Here is a 15,470-nt window from a genome sequence, read left to right as displayed (position 1 = left end):
CCACGCTCCGCGTGGGAATGCATAAAGAGACGCTCTGCGTCTCAGGGACGCAGAGCGTCCCGGGCGGCATTCCCACGCAGAGCGTGGGAACGATCCCGGAACCTGTGGGAGCTGGCTTGCCAGCGATAGCGGTCTGTCAGGCGACGGAAACTTCGCCTTCGCCCGCCAGTTTGCGATTCAACTGATACCGCCACCGCACAAACAGCAACGCCGAGCAGAACACTGCCAGACTGGCGATCATCTCCAGCACGCCGAACAACTGCCGGCTCGGGTCATACGCCGCCAATGCGCCCTTGATGAAATACAGATTCACCACAAAGCACATCCACGAGTGCCCGCGTGCGCTGCCCATGATCATGCCCGGTGCAAGCACGATCCACGGGATCAGCTCGATCAGCAGAATCACCCACGGCCGCGCGCCGTGCAGGTCGGCGAACACCAGGTAATACGCGGCGAGCAGTCCGGCCAGGGCGAAAAAGCACAGCAGACTGATCACCCGCATTGCTCGCACCCGTGGCTCCAGCCACTCGACGGCCGGCAGGACTTTCGGCTTTCTGGCCATCTCAGTTCCCCAGTTTCTGGGCCGTTTTGGCCAGACGTGCACCGAGGGCGCGGCACAGCGCCACTTCGTGTTGATCGAGACCACTTTTGCCATCGGCCCCGGCGTGATGGCTGGCGCCGTAAGGCGTGCCGCCGCCCTGGGTTTCCAGCAGCGCCGATTCGCTGTAGGGCAGGCCGGTGATCAGCATGCCGTGGTGCAGCAGCGGCAGCATCATCGACAGCAGAGTGGTTTCCTGCCCGCCGTGCAGACTGGCGGTGGACGTGAACACCCCGGCCGGTTTGCCGACCAGCGCGCCGGTCAGCCACAGGTTGCTGGTGCCATCGAGGAAATACTTGAGCGGCGCGGCCATGTTGCCGAAACGGGTCGGGCTGCCGAGGGCCAGGCCGGCACAGTTCTTCAAGTCATCCAGCGTGGCGTACAGCGCGCCTTCATCCGGAATGTCCGGCGACACCGCTTCGCACTCGGTGGAGATCGCCGGCACGGTGCGCAGGCGCGCTTCGAGGCCGGCCTGTTCGACGCCACGGGCGATTTGCCGGGCCATCTCGTTGGTCGAGCCGCTGCGGCTGTAATAGAGAACCAGAATGTACGGCGCACTCACGGCAGCAGCTCCAGGATCTGCTCCGGTGGACGGCCGATGACGGCTTTGTCGCCGGCTTCAAGAATCGGTCGCTCCATCAACTTCGGATGTGCGGCGATCGCGTCGATCAATTGTTTCTCGGTGAGACTGGCATCGGCCAGGTTCAGGGTCTTGTATTCGTCTTCGCCGGTGCGCAGCAGTTGCCGTGCGCTGATTCCCAACTTGCCGAGCAAGGTCTTGATCTGCGCGGCGTCGAGCGGCGTTTCGAGGTAGCGCACCACGTTCGGCGTCAGGCCACGGGCTTCGAGCAGTTCGAGCGCACCACGGGATTTCGAGCAGCGCGGGTTGTGATAAAGCGTCAGATCGGTCATGGGCGGGTCGCTTCTTGCGTAGAGTGGCGGCTATTCTAACTGTGCAGCGCGCAATCCAGAACCTTGAGAGGCGATGGGTCGCAGGCGCATTCAATTTTGCACAAGGAACACGACATGACACGGGCACTGGCAGCGGCATTGACGATCATCGGGGCGTTGATGCTCGGGGGCTGCGGTAACGACTACGGCATCGACCAGAACGGGCAGAAAGTGGCGTCCGAGCGCCTCGACAAACAATGGGTCGTGCTCAACTACTGGGCCGAATGGTGCGGCCCGTGCCGCACGGAAATCCCGGAACTCAATCACCTGGCCGACGAACTCAAGGGCAAGAAGATCGGCGTGTTCGGGGTCAATTTCGACAACGTGCAGGGTGAAGAGCTGAAGAGCGCCAGCGAAAAACTGGGCATCAAGTTCACCGTGCTGGCGCAGGATCCATCGGAACTGTTCGAACTGCCGCGCAGTGAAGCCTTGCCGGTGACTTACATCATCGACAACAAGGGCAAGGTGCGGGAACAGTTGATGGGCGAGCAGACGGCGGCGGGAGTGATGGCGAAGCTTGAGGCGTTGCAGGCGACCAACTGATTCGCCTTGGCTGATCGTCGCTGATCGTTCCCGCGCTCCGCGGGGGAATGCATCCCGTGACGCTCTGCGTCACAGCGGACGCGGAGCGTCCGGGGCGGCGTTACCACGCAGAGCGTGGGAACGATCAAATGCTGCGCGTGGGAATGGTCGAAGGATCAGCCTTCTTCCAGCCACCAGCGCAACGGCTTGCCTTCAGCCGGCCAGAAGCGCATCTGCTCGATCGGCGAAATGTCCCAGCGCTCCACGTGCTCCAGCGCCTGGAGGAAGCGCTGCTCCTGCTCCATCAGCGCCGGTGCGCAGAGTTTGCGGGTCTTGCCGATCTTGCCGAAGCTCAGCTTGTCGCCTTCCAGGGTGTACGGCGCGAACCAATGGTTGCAGCCGCCATTGCCATACGCCCGGCCATCATCGCCGAGGGTCACGGTCAGGTGGCTGTAGTCCATCAGCGGACGCTCGCCGATCCATTCAAGAATGTAGCTGCGGTTCTGTTGCAGTTGCACAGGCTCCGCGGCGCAACCCATCAGGCCGGCGCCGACAACGGCGGTCAGGGCCAGGTGTTTCATCACGCCGGCTCCTGGCAGTTCGGGCACAGGTGCTTGTCGCCGACGGTTTTCCAGCCCAGTTCCGCGATGCGTGCGGTGGCGGCCGGTTTTTCCGCAGGCTTGCCCAACCTGGCGTCCACGGCGAATTCGAAGCTCAATTCCTTGGCGCAGCTGTCGCAGTTGACCTGCCAGGTGTGGATCGCCAGCTCACCGAACACCGGGCCGGTGGTCATGGCAGTCCATTGGCCTGGCGGATTGATCAGGTGGCGGACGGTGTCGACGGTCAGGCGCATGGACAAGTCCTTGCTGCCTTTGAGGGTCACGACCAGCACGTCGCCGATGCGAATCGAGCCACCGTTGCCGGTGACCTGATAACGGCCCGGAACCAGGGCGCGGCATTCGGTGAGGGTGTGTTGCGGGTTCATCAGGGTGTAGCGAAAATCGTGTTCGACCATGGGTCCTCCAAATATGCGCGACATGCTAGCACGGGCTTGATTGCAGGATGATGCGCGCGTGCGACCTTCGATCCGGTTCAAATCGACACCGCAGTCGTGGCAAACTGCCGCCTTCATTTTCAAGGAACGGAACATGGCGCTGATCGAATGTTATGAATGCAAGCGGAGCATCAGCTCCGAAGCCACGGCGTGCATTCATTGCGGGGCTCCGCAGGCAGAGGCGCAGGCTCCTCACGCCGAAAAGGGCAAGTCGACGATTTCCTTTGGCAGCCTGCCGCGCAACAAGGCGGTGCCCGAGGCCTACGTTCCGCCACCGGCCCCGAGCGGCCGAAGATAATGCCGGCCGCTGCAGGCCGCCGCCGTCGTTCGCAGCCGGTCGAGCCGGAGCTGAACCCGGACGGTTCGCGCCCGGTGGAAGGCTGGTTGAAGATCATGGCGTTCCTGATGCCGCTGGTGTTTGTCTGGTTCCTGCTGCGCAGCGGGCACTCCCTCAAACAACGTTTACTGGGATTCGGCTGGATGGCGCTGTTGATCCTGTGCGTGGCGATTACCCCGACGCCGCCTCCGGTCTGAGTCCGATCGCTCAGCCTTCGACCTGGTTCAGCGGCGTACCCGCCGCCCAGGTCGCGATGTTGTGCAGAGTGGTCGCGGCAATCGCGCCCAGCGCCTCATGGGTCAAAAACGCCTGATGTGCGGTGACGATCACATTGGGGAACGTCAGTAGCCGCGCCAACACGTCGTCCTGTAGCGGCAGGTCGGAACGGTCCTCGAAAAACAGCTGCGCTTCCTCTTCGTACACGTCCAGTCCCAGATAACCGAGCTGGCCGTCCTTCAAGGCGTCGATCAGCGCCGGCGTGTCCACCAGACCGCCGCGCCCGGTGTTGATCAACATCGCCCCCGGTTGCATGTGCGCCAGCGAATCGCGGTTGATCAGGTGTTTGCTCTGTTCGTTGAGCGGGCAGTGCAGGCTGATGATCCGCGACTGCGCCAGCAGGTCCGGCAGGCTCAGGTAACGGGCGCCCAACGCTTCGACGTCAGGATTCGGATAAGGATCGTAGGCCAGCAGTTCACAGCCGAAGCCGTGCATGATCTTCGCGAAGGTCGCGCCGATCTGTCCGGTGCCGACGATGCCGACCGTTTTGCCCACCAGATCGAAACCGGTGAGCCCGTGCAGACTGAAATCGCCTTCGCGGGTGCGGTTGTAGGCGCGATGCAGGCGCCGGTTGAGGGCGAGGATCAATGCCACCGCATGCTCGGCTACCGCGTGGGGCGAGTAGGCCGGCACGCGCACGACGGCCAGCCCGAGGCGTTTGGCGACGGCCAGGTCCACGTGGTTGTAACCGGCCGAGCGCAAGGCGATCAGGCGTGTGCCGCCGGCAGCCAGGCGTTCCAGCACCGGCGCACTCAGGTCATCGTTGATGAACGCGCAGACCACCTCGTGATGTTCGGCCAGCGCCGCCGTGTCGACACTGAGCCGCGCCGGCTGAAAGTGCAGTTCGATACCGGCCGGACAGTCGGCGGCGAGGAAGCTGTCGCGGTCATAGGTCTGGCTGCTGAAAACGATCGTGCGCATGAAATCCTCCTGGAGCATCGACGCGGGCGCAAATCACCCGCGACAACTTTAGCCGCGTCGGCGTTGACCGGCATTGCCGTGGATCAGGCGCTGATCTTCGCCTGGGCCGCCAGACGATTGATCGCCCGTTCCAGCTCGTCCAGCGCGGTCGAGGCCTTGGGATCCTGCTGCTTGAGCAGGGTTTCGCTGCGCTGGCAGGCGGCGCGCAATTGCGGCACGCCGCAGTAACGGGTGGCGCCATGCAGGCGGTGTACCCGTTCAAGCAGGCCGTTCTGGTCCTGATTGTCGCGGGCGGTGCGGATGGCTTCGCGGTCGGCCTCGAGTGAGGCCAGCAGCATTGCCAGCATGTCCGCTGCCAGATCGGCCTTGCCGGCAGCCAGACGCAGGCCTTCTTCGTGATCGAGAATCGGCAGTTCCTGATTACCCAGCAGACTTTCGCCACCACGGTCCGGCGCCTGATTACGCAATGCCAGGCCGGTCCACTTCAGCACGACCTGCGCCAGTTGCCGCTCGCTGATCGGCTTGGTCAGGTAGTCGTCCATGCCGCTTTGCAGCAGCGCACGTTTTTCATTGGCCATGGCGTGGGCGGTGAGGGCAACGATCGGCAGCGGCGTGCAGTGCCGCTCGCTTTCCCACTGGCGAATCGTCTCGGTGCTCTGGCGTCCGTCCATGCCGGGCATCTGCACGTCCATCAGCACCAGATCGAAGGTTTCGTTCTGCACCGCCTTGACTGCGGCGTAACCGCTTTCCACGGCCAGCACCTTGGCACCCATGTCTTCGAGCAGTGTTTGCACCAGCAACAGGTTGGCCGGGTTGTCGTCGACGCACAGCACTTTCGGCGCACGGCTCGACAACGGTTCGCCCGGTTCGCTGCGCGGCTGGCGCGGGTTGACCATGTCCGACAACGCCCGGCGCAGTTTGCGGGTGCAGGCCGGTTTCGACTGCAGCTGGCTGTGAGGGTTGGGCACCGAAAGGTGATACAGCGTCAGTTCGGTGGTCGGGCACAATACCAGCACTCGACAACCGAGGTGTTCAAGGTCCCAGATGTGCTGGTTGAGGCGTTCCGGCGGCATGTCGTTGCTGGTAATGCCGAGCACTGCCAGATCGATGGCCTGATCGGTCTGATGGGCACCGGTGACGCCATTGGTCAGGCTTTCCAGCGTATTGAACGGCGTGACGTCGAGGCCGCAATCCTCCAATTGATGCTGCAAGGCCTGACGCGCCAGTTCATGGTTTTCCAGTACCGCCACCCGACGCCCGAGCAATGGCGCGACGGGCAGGTCTTCGGCGTCGTCGCGGGTCTTGGGCAGGTTCAGGCTGATCCAGAACTCCGAGCCTTCGCCCGGCGTGCTGTCGACGCCGATTTCGCCGCCCATTTGCTCGATCAGACGTTTGGAAATCACCAGCCCCAGACCGGTGCCGCCAGGTTGGCGCGACAGGGAGTTGTCGGCCTGGCTGAAGGCCTGAAACAGTGCGCGTACGTCCTGGCTCGACAGACCGATGCCGGTGTCCTGAATACTGATGCGCAGTTGCACGCTGTCGTCGTTTTCTTCTTCAAGCATGGCACGGGCGACGATGGTGCCTTCGCGGGTGAACTTGATCGCGTTGCTCACAAGGTTGGTCAGGATCTGCTTGAGGCGCAGCGGATCGCCGACCAGCGACAACGGCGTGTCGCGGTACACCAGACTCACCAGTTCCAGCTGCTTGGCGTGGGCCGCAGGGGCGAGGATGGTCAGGGTGTCCTGCAACAGGTCGCGCAGGTTGAACGGGATATGGTCGAGCACCAGTTTGCCGGCCTCGATCTTCGAGAAATCGAGGATCTCGTTGATGATCCCCAGCAGGCTGTCGGCGGACTTTTCGATGGTGCCCAGATAGTCGAGCTGGCGCGGGGTCAGCTCGCTTTTCTGCAACAGGTGGGTGAAACCGAGAATGCCGTTGAGCGGCGTGCGGATCTCGTGGCTCATGTTGGCGAGGAATTCGGATTTGATCCGGCTCGCTTCCAGCGCTTCCTTGCGCGCCAGGTCCAGCTCGATGTTCTGGATCTCGATGGTTTCCAGGTTCTGGCGTACGTCTTCGGTGGCCTGATCGACGCTGTGCTGCAATTCTTCGCGAGCGTTTTGCAAGGTGCCGGCCATGCGGTTGATGCCGGACGCCAGTTCATCCAGTTCCTGACTGCCCAGCGGCGGCAGGCGGGTTTCCAGGTGACCGTCCTTGAGCTGCGCGACGGCCTGTTTGATCTGGCTCAGCGGGCGGTTGATCGTGCGGCCCATGCGCAAAGCCAGTAACGCGGCGCCGGCCAGACCCGCGCCGATCAGCAGCAGGCTGGCGAACAGGCTTCGATAGCCGCGCAGCAACATGCCGTTGTGCGACAGCTCCAGTTCGACCCAGCCGAGCAGTCGGTCGGACTCTTCCGGGATCAGCTCGCCGGCGAGGTTGCGGTGTTTGCCGAAGACCGGCAGCAGATAGCGGGTGGCGTCGTTGCCGCTGCGTCGCAGCAAGTGCGCGCTGTCGCCGCTTGGCGCCTGGTTGAGCATGGTCGGGCCGGCGTGGGCGAGGGGAGAGCGGTCGGGCGCGAGGAAGGTCACGGCGCGCACGTCCGGTTGTTCGAGGGACTGGGTGGCGATGCGCTCGAGCAGTTCGGCATCGCCGTGGCCCATGGCCGGTGCCACCAGCGGCGCCAGTTGCTCGGCGATCATTTCGCCGCGCTGCATCAGTTGGGTCTGCAGGTCGGACTGCTGCGTCCAGGTGAAATACCCGCCCAGCACCAGTGCCATCAGGCTGGTCGGCAACAGGGTCAGCAACAATACGCGACCTTTGATTCCCAGTTTCTTGAGCACGCCTTTCTCCTGCATCCCGCTGATCGTTGACTCACACGTGCGTCCGGCACGCGGTATCGGCGCAGTGTAGCGATTTGCTTGCGGGCAATCTTGGGAAAAATGATGTCGCCGTCCTTCGCTCAAGCAGTGGTCATCTGTCCGACAGGTCAAGCTTGGGTTGCCGGGCGCCGGGCAATCTTGAATAATCGCCCAACTGAGAATTATTTGCAGATAGTCATGACTCCTGTCTCTATTGGCCAGCCCCGCATTCTTTCCATCGAAGACGATCCCGTTCTCGGTGCCTATGTCCATGAGCATCTGGGCCGCAGTGGCTTTCAGGTCACCTGGTGCCAGAACGGCAGCGAAGGCCTGAGCATCGCCCGGCGTCAGCCGTTCGATGTGGTGTTGATGGATATTCTGTTGCCGGGGCTCGACGGATTGAATGTCCTGACCCAACTGCGCCAGAGCCATTCCACCCCGGTGCTGCTGATGTCAGCCCTCGGTGCCGAAGCCGACCGCATCAGCGGATTCCGCCTCGGTGCCGACGACTATCTGCCCAAACCCTTCAGCATGGCCGAGCTGCATGTGCGGATCGAAGCGATCCTGCGCCGGGTCGCCCTCGACCGTCGCCCGGCGGCCATCGCTCCGGTGGTGCCGGTCGGCGGGCTGCGTTTCGACGATGAACAGTGCGAGGTGTTCTATCTCGATCAGCCCGCCGGACTGACCCGCAGCGAATACCGCCTGCTGGAAACCCTCGACCGCAACGACGAGGAAGTGCTGAGCAAGGCCTTCCTTTACCAGCACGTTCTTCAGCGCGGTTACGCAGCCCACGACCGCAGCCTCGACATGCACATCAGCCAGATCCGCCGCAAACTCAAATCGGTCGGTTACACCGAGCGGGAAGTGCGCACGGTGTGGGGCAAGGGTTACGTCCTGAGTGCCGTCGATGAAAGTGTCTGACCTGCCGGGCCGGCACTCGCTGTTCTGGAAACTCGCCTGCCTGCTGGTGGCGTTCTGTCTGCTGATGATCTGGCTGAGCTGGTCCTGGGGCTGGTACATGGAGCAGCGCAATCAGTTCCTCTCCGACGACGCCCGTCGCACCCTGAGCGGTTATGCCGCCGAGGCCGAGCGCGCGTGGCAGCAGGGCGAGCGCGATGGCATCGATAGCTGGCTGCAAGGCATGCAGCTGCGCGAAGCCGGTTGGGTCGGCGTGATCGGCAGCAATCTGCAGTCGCTGGGCAGCCAGCCGTTGAGCGCTCAAGAACTCCAGCGCCTGACCTTCCTGCGAGGCCTTGACTGGCCGATTCATAAAAAGGGCCGACCGTGGCTGCGGGTTCCGTTCCCATCGGATCCGACTGCCGGCAGCCTGGTGATCGAGTTGCCCGAGCGATTCCTGCCGGGGAAATACCGGGTGTTCTGGCGGGTCATGACCAACGGCGTGATTCCCGGCCTGTTTACCCTGCTGCTGTGCGTCGGCCTGTATCGCCTGCTGGTGGTGCCGCTGAACAATCTGCGCGAGCAGGCCAAGGCGTGGCGCGCCGATCAACTGAATGTGCGGCTGTCGAGCGGTATCACCCAGCGCCCCGATGAACTCGGTGAACTGGCCCGCGCCTTCGACTCGATGTCCGAACGCCTGCAATCCACCGTGGCTCTGCAACAGCAACTGCTGCGCGACCTGTCCCACGAACTGCGTACCCCCCTGAGCCGGCTGCGCGTCGCCAGCGAAAGCGAGCAGCAGCTGCAACCGTTGCGCGAGCGCATCGGTCGCGAAGTCGACGTGATGCAGCGTCTGGTCGAGGACACCCTGCAATTGGCCTGGCTCGACACCGAGCGCGCGCCGCTGCCGGACGAAGCGATCCAGATTCAGGCGCTGTGGGAAATGCTCACGGAAAATGCCTGCTACGAAAGCTGCTGGCCAGTGGGGCAGTTGCAGTGCGGCGTTGACGCTTGCTGCTGGGTGCGCGGCAATCTCAACAGCCTGGCCCAGGCTCTTGAAAACATTCTGCGCAATGCGATTCGCCATTCGCCACCCGGCGGCATCGTGCGGCTCGACGGCCGGCGGGATGGCGATTACTGGCACCTGTGGCTGGAGGACGAGGGCGGCGGCGTGGCCGAAGCTGATCTTGAGCGAATCTTCTCGCCGTTCATCCGACTCGACGGCTCGCGGCCGGGGGACGACGGGTTTGGTCTGGGACTGAGCATCGCGAGGAACGCGGTGCAACGCCAGGGCGGAACCCTGTGGGCCGAGAACGGCCCGTCGGGATTACGCTTGAATCTGCGGCTGATGGCGGATGACAGTGCTGTCAGTCCCGACATCGTTGCTGGCAAGCCAGCTCCCACCATGGACATGGCCCGCCCGCCGATTGTGTGAGCGGCACAGGAAAGTCTCACCACTGGCGAGACTTTTAATGCTTATTCCAAGAAACCATAAGCACCACACTTTGCGTGATATGGCACGCGCAGGTTTGCCGGTATGATAGGCGCCCCCGCTGTCCGGATTGCGAAAAACGCCATGACCTTGCAGTACCCAACCATCGCCGATTGCGTCGGCAACACGCCGCTGGTGCGTTTGCAGCGCCTGCCCGGTGTCACCAGCAACACCCTTTTGCTCAAGCTCGAAGGGAACAACCCGGCGGGTTCGGTCAAGGATCGTCCGGCGCTGTCGATGATCACCCGTGCCGAGTTGCGCGGGCAGATCCATGAAGGCGATACGCTGATCGAAGCGACCTCGGGCAACACCGGGATCGCCCTGGCGATGGCCGCTGCGATCAAGGGTTACAAGATGATCCTGATCATGCCGGACAACTCCAGTGCCGAACGTAAAGCGGCGATGACCGCTTACGGCGCGCAGCTGATTCTGGTCAGCCAGGAAGAGGGCATGGAAGGCGCTCGCGATCTCGCCCAGCGGATGGAAGCCGAAGGCCGTGGCAAGGTGCTGGATCAGTTCGCCAACGGCGACAATCCTGAAGCGCACTACACCACCACCGGCCCGGAAATCTGGCGTCAGACCCAGGGCTCCATCACCCATTTCGTCAGCTCCATGGGCACCACCGGCACCATCATGGGCGTGTCGCGCTACCTCAAGGAGCAGAACGACAACGTACAGATCGTCGGCCTGCAACCAATGGAAGGCTCGGCCATTCCCGGCATCCGCCGCTGGCCGCAGGAATACCTGCCGAAGATCTATCAGGCCGAGCGCGTCGACCGTATCGTCGACATGGCGCAAAGCGAAGCCGAGGACGTCACCCGTCGTCTGGCCCGCGAAGAAGGCATTTTCTGTGGCGTGTCCTCGGGCGGTGCGGTAGCAGCGATGTTGCGCCTGTCCAGGGAAGTTGAAAACGCGGTGATCGTCGCGATCATCTGCGACCGTGGCGACCGTTACCTGTCGACCGGCATTTTCGACGCGCCCAACTGATGGCCAGGCATGAGAGAGGCCTGCGCTTCCAGCCCACCGGCGGCAGCAAGGCCCCGCAAATCCCGGCCGGCAAAAAGCAGCGCCTGAGCATCGAGCGCCTGGCCAATGACGGTCGCGGCATCGCGTTTTTCGAAGGCAAAACCTGGTTCGTCCTCGGCGCCCTCGCCGGTGAAGAGGTCGAAGCGCGGGTGCTCGGCGCCCACGGCAAAGTGGTCGAGGCGCGCACCGAACGCGTGTTCAGCGCCAGTGAATTGCGTCGTCCTGCACCTTGCCAGCACGCCGGACGCTGCGGCGGTTGCAGCGTCCAGCATCTGCCCCATAACGAACAGCTTGCCCTCAAACAGCGCATGCTCGCCGAGCAGTTGTCGCGAGTCGCCGGTGCCGAACCGGAGGAGTGGGCGGCGCCGTTGACCGGTCCCGAATTCGGCTACCGTCGCCGTGCCCGGATCGCCGTGCGCTGGGACAGCAAGGCCAAAAAGCTTGAAGTCGGTTTCCGTGCCGCCGGCAGCCAGGACATTGTCGCGATCAGCGAATGCCCGGTGCTGGTACAGCCCTTGCAGCCGATCATGACCCGCTTGCCGGAGATGCTTCGTCGCCTGAGCAAACCTCAGGCGCTGGGGCATGTCGAATTGTTCAGTGGCTCGTCACTAGCCGTTCTGCTGCGTCACATGGCGCCGCTGTCCGACGCCGACCTGACGATCCTCAAGGATTTCTGCGCATTCCACGAAGCGCAACTCTGGCTGCATGGCGAAGGCGAACCGCAGCCGGTGGATGAGGCCCAGTCGCTCGGCTATCGCCTGGAGCAATGGGACCTGCAACTGGCCTACCGGCCGGGGGATTTCATTCAGGTCAATGCCGGTGTCAACGAGAGCATGGTCGCCCAAGCGCTGGACTGGTTGAAACCGACAGGCGATGAGCGCGTGCTCGATCTGTTTTGCGGTTTGGGCAACTTCGCTTTGCCGCTGGCAAAAGCCGCGCGTGAAGTGGTGGCGGTCGAAGGCGTGCAGACGATGGTCGATCGCGCGGCGGCAAATGCCGCTAGCAACAATTTGCATAACACAAAGTTTTTTCAGGCCGATTTATCCCAGCCTTTGACCGATGCTCAGTGGATCGGAAACGGCTTTTCTGCGGTACTCTTGGACCCACCGCGCGACGGTGCTTTCGAGGTGGTGCGCAAGCTGGCGACCCTGGGCGCCAAACGACTGGTGTACGTGTCGTGCAACCCTGCAACTCTGGCGCGCGATACGATCGAATTGATCAAGCAGGGCTACCGGTTAAAACGTGCCGGGATTCTCGATATGTTTCCTCAGACGGCGCATGTCGAGGCCATGGCGTTATTTGAAGCGAGCCAGGATGGCTCGTCTGATCCGACTGGTCGTCCGTAGCGCTCGTATTGGCCCCGCGAGCGCGAACGGGCATTGAAGGTCAGTGATTTGACGCATTGAATCTGCGTCGTAGGGAAGGTAAAGCAAGATGGTACAGGTGAGAGCACACCAGCCGATCAACACTGACGGCAGTATCAATCTCGAGGCTTGGCTCGATCATGCGGTCAGTGTCGATCTGGCACTGGATCGCGAAGCCTTGAAAGAGGCCTGCGAGTACGCTCGCCAGGCCGAGCAACAGTCCAATGCGGCGAAGAATCTCTGGGCCGAAGGCAGCGGCAGTTTCAGCACGGGCCTTGAGATCGCGGAAATTCTCGCCGACCTCAAGCTTGATCAGGATTCGCTGGTCGCGGCGGTGCTTTACCGTGGCGTGCGCGAAGGCCAGATCGAGCTGTCGGCGGTCAGCCAGCGCTTCGGCCCGGTGGTCGCCAAGCTGATCGACGGCGTGCAGCGGATGGCCGCAATCAGCGCCAGTCTCAGCCCGCGCCAGTCGATGGTGATGGGCACCCAGGGTCAGGTGGAAAACCTGCGCAAGATGCTGGTGGCGATGGTCGACGACGTGCGCGTCGCGCTGATCAAACTCGCCGAACGTACCTGCGCGATCCGCGCGGTGAAAACCGCCGACGACGAAAAACGTAACCGGGTCGCCCGGGAAGTGTTCGACATCTATGCGCCGCTTGCGCATCGACTCGGCATCGGTCATATCAAATGGGAACTGGAGGACTTGTCCTTCCGTTATCTGGAACCCGATCAATACAAACAGATCGCCAAGCTGCTGCACGAGCGGCGGCTGGATCGTGAGCGTTTCATCTCTGACGTGATGACCCAGCTCAAGGACGAATTGCAGGCCACCGGCGTCGAAGCCGACATCAGCGGCCGGGCGAAACACATCTATTCGATCTGGCGCAAAATGCAGCGCAAGGGTCTGGAATTCAGCCAGATCTACGACGTGCGTGCGGTCCGCGTGCTGGTGCCGGAAATGCGCGACTGCTACACCGCGCTCGGCATCGTCCACACCCTGTGGCGGCACATTCCGAAAGAGTTCGACGACTACATCGCCAACCCGAAAGAAAACGGCTACCGCTCGCTGCACACGGCGGTGATCGGCCCGGAAGGCAAGGTGCTGGAAGTCCAGATCCGGACCCATTCGATGCACGAAGAGGCCGAACTCGGCGTCTGCGCGCACTGGCGCTACAAGGGCACCGACGTCAAGTCCGGCTCGAACCATTACGAAGAGAAAATCTCCTGGCTGCGTCAGGTCCTCGAGTGGCACGAAGAGCTGGGCGACATCGGTGGTCTGGCCGAACAGTTGCGGGTCGATATCGAGCCGGATCGGGTCTACATCTTCACCCCCGACGGTCACGCCATCGACCTGCCGAAAGGCGCGACGCCGCTGGACTTCGCCTACCGCGTGCACACCGAAATCGGTCACAACTGCCGCGGCGCGAAGATCAACGGGCGCATCGTTCCGCTCAACTACAGCCTGCAGACCGGCGAGCAGGTCGAGATCATCACCAGCAAGCACGGCACCCCGAGCCGTGACTGGCTGAACCCGAACCTCGGTTACGTCACCACGTCCCGGGCGCGGGCGAAGATCGTTCACTGGTTCAAGCTGCAGGCTCGCGATCAGAACGTCGCGGCGGGCAAGACCCTGCTCGAGCGCGAGCTCAATCGCCTTGGCCTGCCGGCGGTGGATTTCGACAAGCTGGCCGACAAGGCCAACATGAAAACCGCCGAAGACATGTTCGCCGCCCTCGGGGCCGGCGACCTGCGTCTGGCGCAACTGGTCAATCTGGCACAGCAACTGGTCGAGCCGGAACGCGGCAACGAACAGCTGGAACTGATTCCACGCAAGGCCACCGGCTACAAACCGGGCAAGCGCGGCGACATTCAGATCCAGGGTGTCGGCAACCTGATGACCCAGATGGCCGGCTGCTGCCAGCCGTTGCCGGGCGATGCGATCGTCGGCTACATCACCCAGGGCCGTGGCGTGAGCATTCACCGTCAGGACTGCGCCTCGGTGCTGCAACTGGCCGGGCGCGAGCCGGAGCGGATCATCCAGGTCAGCTGGGGGCCGGTGCCGGTGCTCACCTATCCGGTGGACATCGTCATCCGCGCCTACGACCGTTCCGGTCTGCTGCGTGACGTTTCGCAGGTGCTGCTCAACGAGCGGATCAACGTGCTGGCGGTCAACACCCGCTCGAACAAGGAAGACAACACCGCGCTGATGTCCCTGACCATCGAGATTCCGGGTCTGGACGCGCTGGGACGGCTGCTGGGGCGGATTTCCCAGTTGCCGAACATCATCGAAACGCGGCGTAACCGGACTCCATGAAACCGATCTACAGCCTTGAAGACCTGTTGCACCTGATGAACCGGCTGCGGGATCCGCAGTACGGTTGCCCGTGGGACATCAAGCAGACTTACGCGACCATCGTCCCGCACACCCTTGAAGAGGCCTACGAAGTCGCTGACGCCATCGAGCGCGGCGACTTCGACCACTTGCAGGGCGAGTTGGGCGATCTGCTGTTTCAGGTGGTGTATTACAGCCAGCTGGCGCGGGAAGAGGGGCGGTTCGAATTCGCCGGCGTGGTCGACAGCATCACCCGCAAGTTGATTCGTCGTCACCCGCACGTATTCCCCACCGGTGACCTGTATGCGCCTCTGGATGTGCCACGTCTGAGCGAAGAGCAGGTCAAGCAGCGCTGGGAGGAGATCAAGGCCGAAGAGCGCGCCGAGAAATCCGCCGAGCCGCAGCAACTGTCACTGCTCGACGATGTGCCGGCCGCGTTGCCGGCGTTGTCCCGCTCGGCCAAGTTGCAGAAGCGCGCAGGGCAGGTCGGTTTCGACTGGCCGGATGCGTTGCCGGTGCTGGACAAGGTCCGTGAAGAGCTTGATGAAGTGCTCGAAGCCATGTCCGAAAATGACCCGCATGCGGTGGCCGACGAGATCGGCGACCTGCTGTTTTCCGTGGTCAATCTGGCCCGGCATCTGAAGGTCGATCCGGAAACCGCATTGCGTGGCGCCAACGCCAAGTTCGAGCGACGTTTCCGTTTTATCGAACAGGCATTGCGCGACACCCACCGACCCATGGAAGATTGCACCCTCGAAGAGTTGGACGCCCTGTGGGGCGAAGCCAAACGTCAGGAAAAGAATTTGCCCAGCTGCGGCTGAGCCGTTGCCCAAGTGAGTAAGCAT

14 protein-coding genes and 1 pseudogene are annotated in these 15,470 nt (G+C 62.9%); 8 read left to right on the top strand and 7 right to left on the bottom strand.

Annotated features, from left to right (window positions below; genetic code table 11):
- Positions 1-136: 136 nt before the first annotated feature.
- From I5961_RS20980 to arsC, 3 genes are read right to left on the bottom strand one after another with little or no spacing between them, the layout of a single operon-like run.
- Positions 137-562: a DUF2069 domain-containing protein gene (locus I5961_RS20980; RefSeq protein WP_085704805.1), complete on the bottom strand. Its 426-nt coding sequence runs from the start codon at positions 560-562 to the stop codon at positions 137-139.
- 1 nt (position 563) lies between these two features.
- Positions 564-1,160, bottom strand: coding sequence for an NAD(P)H:quinone oxidoreductase (gene wrbA, locus I5961_RS20975; protein ID WP_085683574.1), 597 nt, complete (start codon positions 1,158-1,160; stop codon positions 564-566).
- Entirely contained in the window at positions 1,157-1,510 is a 354-nt protein-coding gene (gene arsC / locus I5961_RS20970; RefSeq protein ID WP_085704803.1) for an arsenate reductase (glutaredoxin), read from the bottom strand. The genes wrbA and arsC overlap by 4 nt, the downstream gene beginning before the upstream one ends.
- Positions 1,511-1,624: 114 nt before the next feature.
- Here arsC and I5961_RS20965 point away from each other — a divergent pair, with 114 nt between their 5' ends.
- A complete protein-coding gene (locus tag I5961_RS20965; RefSeq protein ID WP_007957768.1) occupies positions 1,625-2,092 on the top strand; it encodes a TlpA disulfide reductase family protein in 468 nt (155 codons plus the stop codon).
- 155 nt (positions 2,093-2,247) lie between these two features.
- On the opposite strand, the gene I5961_RS20960 is transcribed toward I5961_RS20965, so the two are convergent.
- A complete protein-coding gene (locus I5961_RS20960; protein ID WP_039772881.1) occupies positions 2,248-2,652 on the bottom strand; it encodes an META domain-containing protein in 405 nt (134 codons plus the stop codon).
- Positions 2,652-3,086 (bottom strand): hypothetical protein, encoded by a 435-nt coding sequence (locus I5961_RS20955; protein ID WP_227233244.1) that lies wholly within the window; start codon positions 3,084-3,086, stop codon positions 2,652-2,654. Before I5961_RS20955 ends, I5961_RS20960 begins: the two co-directional genes overlap by 1 nt.
- Positions 3,087-3,219: 133 nt before the next feature.
- Here I5961_RS20955 and I5961_RS20950 point away from each other — a divergent pair.
- Positions 3,220-3,659 (top strand): annotated as a pseudogene (locus I5961_RS20950) (hypothetical protein).
- A 10-nt stretch (positions 3,660-3,669) separates the two neighbouring features.
- On the opposite strand, the gene I5961_RS20945 reads toward I5961_RS20950, so the two are convergent.
- Both I5961_RS20945 and I5961_RS20940 read right to left on the bottom strand, forming a co-directional pair.
- Entirely contained in the window at positions 3,670-4,659 is a 990-nt protein-coding gene (locus tag I5961_RS20945) for a 2-hydroxyacid dehydrogenase (protein ID WP_085704795.1), read from the bottom strand.
- 83 nt (positions 4,660-4,742) lie between these two features.
- The gene (locus I5961_RS20940; protein WP_227233242.1) at positions 4,743-7,496 is read right to left on the bottom strand and encodes a response regulator; all 2,754 of its coding nucleotides are present in this window, start codon (positions 7,494-7,496) and stop codon (positions 4,743-4,745) included.
- 216 nt (positions 7,497-7,712) lie between these two features.
- On the opposite strand from I5961_RS20940, the gene I5961_RS20935 reads away from it, so the two are divergent.
- The 6 genes from I5961_RS20935 (at position 7,713) to mazG (ending at position 15,446) form a co-directional block, all read left to right on the top strand.
- Positions 7,713-8,435: a response regulator transcription factor gene (locus I5961_RS20935; protein WP_085697045.1), complete on the top strand. Its 723-nt coding sequence runs from the start codon at positions 7,713-7,715 to the stop codon at positions 8,433-8,435.
- Positions 8,422-9,846 (top strand): sensor histidine kinase, encoded by a 1,425-nt coding sequence (locus I5961_RS20930; protein ID WP_085697044.1) that lies wholly within the window; start codon positions 8,422-8,424, stop codon positions 9,844-9,846. Before I5961_RS20935 ends, I5961_RS20930 begins: the two co-directional genes overlap by 14 nt.
- Before the next feature lie 141 nt (positions 9,847-9,987).
- A complete protein-coding gene (gene cysM, locus I5961_RS20925) occupies positions 9,988-10,890 on the top strand; it encodes a cysteine synthase CysM (RefSeq protein ID WP_085697043.1) in 903 nt (300 codons plus the stop codon).
- Positions 10,890-12,275: a 23S rRNA (uracil(1939)-C(5))-methyltransferase RlmD gene (gene rlmD / locus I5961_RS20920; protein ID WP_227233240.1), complete on the top strand. Its 1,386-nt coding sequence runs from the start codon at positions 10,890-10,892 to the stop codon at positions 12,273-12,275. Before cysM ends, rlmD begins: the two co-directional genes overlap by 1 nt.
- Positions 12,276-12,363: 88 nt before the next feature.
- Positions 12,364-14,607, top strand: coding sequence for a GTP diphosphokinase (gene relA, locus I5961_RS20915; RefSeq protein ID WP_085697041.1), 2,244 nt, complete (start codon positions 12,364-12,366; stop codon positions 14,605-14,607).
- 5 nt (positions 14,608-14,612) lie between these two features.
- A complete protein-coding gene (gene mazG, locus I5961_RS20910; protein WP_085697231.1) occupies positions 14,613-15,446 on the top strand; it encodes a nucleoside triphosphate pyrophosphohydrolase in 834 nt (277 codons plus the stop codon).
- Positions 15,447-15,470 lie beyond the last annotated feature (24 nt).

The organism is Pseudomonas sp. IAC-BECa141 (assembly GCF_020544405.1).
Classification (GTDB): Bacteria; Pseudomonadota; Gammaproteobacteria; order Pseudomonadales; family Pseudomonadaceae; genus Aquipseudomonas.
Note: the sequence above shows the minus strand (reverse complement) of the source record. Positions and strands in the feature narration are given on the sequence as shown.

Coding starts and splice junctions, on each gene's coding strand:
- rlmD (WP_227233240.1), top strand. CDS start 10,890: ATGGCCAGGCATGAGAGAGGCCTGCGCTTCCAGCCCACCGGCGGCAGC.
- I5961_RS20980 (WP_085704805.1), bottom strand. CDS start 562: ATGGCCAGAAAGCCGAAAGTCCTGCCGGCCGTCGAGTGGCTGGAGCCA.
- relA (WP_085697041.1), top strand. CDS start 12,364: ATGGTACAGGTGAGAGCACACCAGCCGATCAACACTGACGGCAGTATC.
- I5961_RS20955 (WP_227233244.1), bottom strand. CDS start 3,086: ATGGTCGAACACGATTTTCGCTACACCCTGATGAACCCGCAACACACC.
- I5961_RS20965 (WP_007957768.1), top strand. CDS start 1,625: ATGACACGGGCACTGGCAGCGGCATTGACGATCATCGGGGCGTTGATG.
- I5961_RS20960 (WP_039772881.1), bottom strand. CDS start 2,652: ATGAAACACCTGGCCCTGACCGCCGTTGTCGGCGCCGGCCTGATGGGT.
- I5961_RS20935 (WP_085697045.1), top strand. CDS start 7,713: ATGACTCCTGTCTCTATTGGCCAGCCCCGCATTCTTTCCATCGAAGAC.
- cysM (WP_085697043.1), top strand. CDS start 9,988: ATGACCTTGCAGTACCCAACCATCGCCGATTGCGTCGGCAACACGCCG.
- I5961_RS20945 (WP_085704795.1), bottom strand. CDS start 4,659: ATGCGCACGATCGTTTTCAGCAGCCAGACCTATGACCGCGACAGCTTC.
- arsC (WP_085704803.1), bottom strand. CDS start 1,510: ATGACCGATCTGACGCTTTATCACAACCCGCGCTGCTCGAAATCCCGT.
- I5961_RS20930 (WP_085697044.1), top strand. CDS start 8,422: ATGAAAGTGTCTGACCTGCCGGGCCGGCACTCGCTGTTCTGGAAACTC.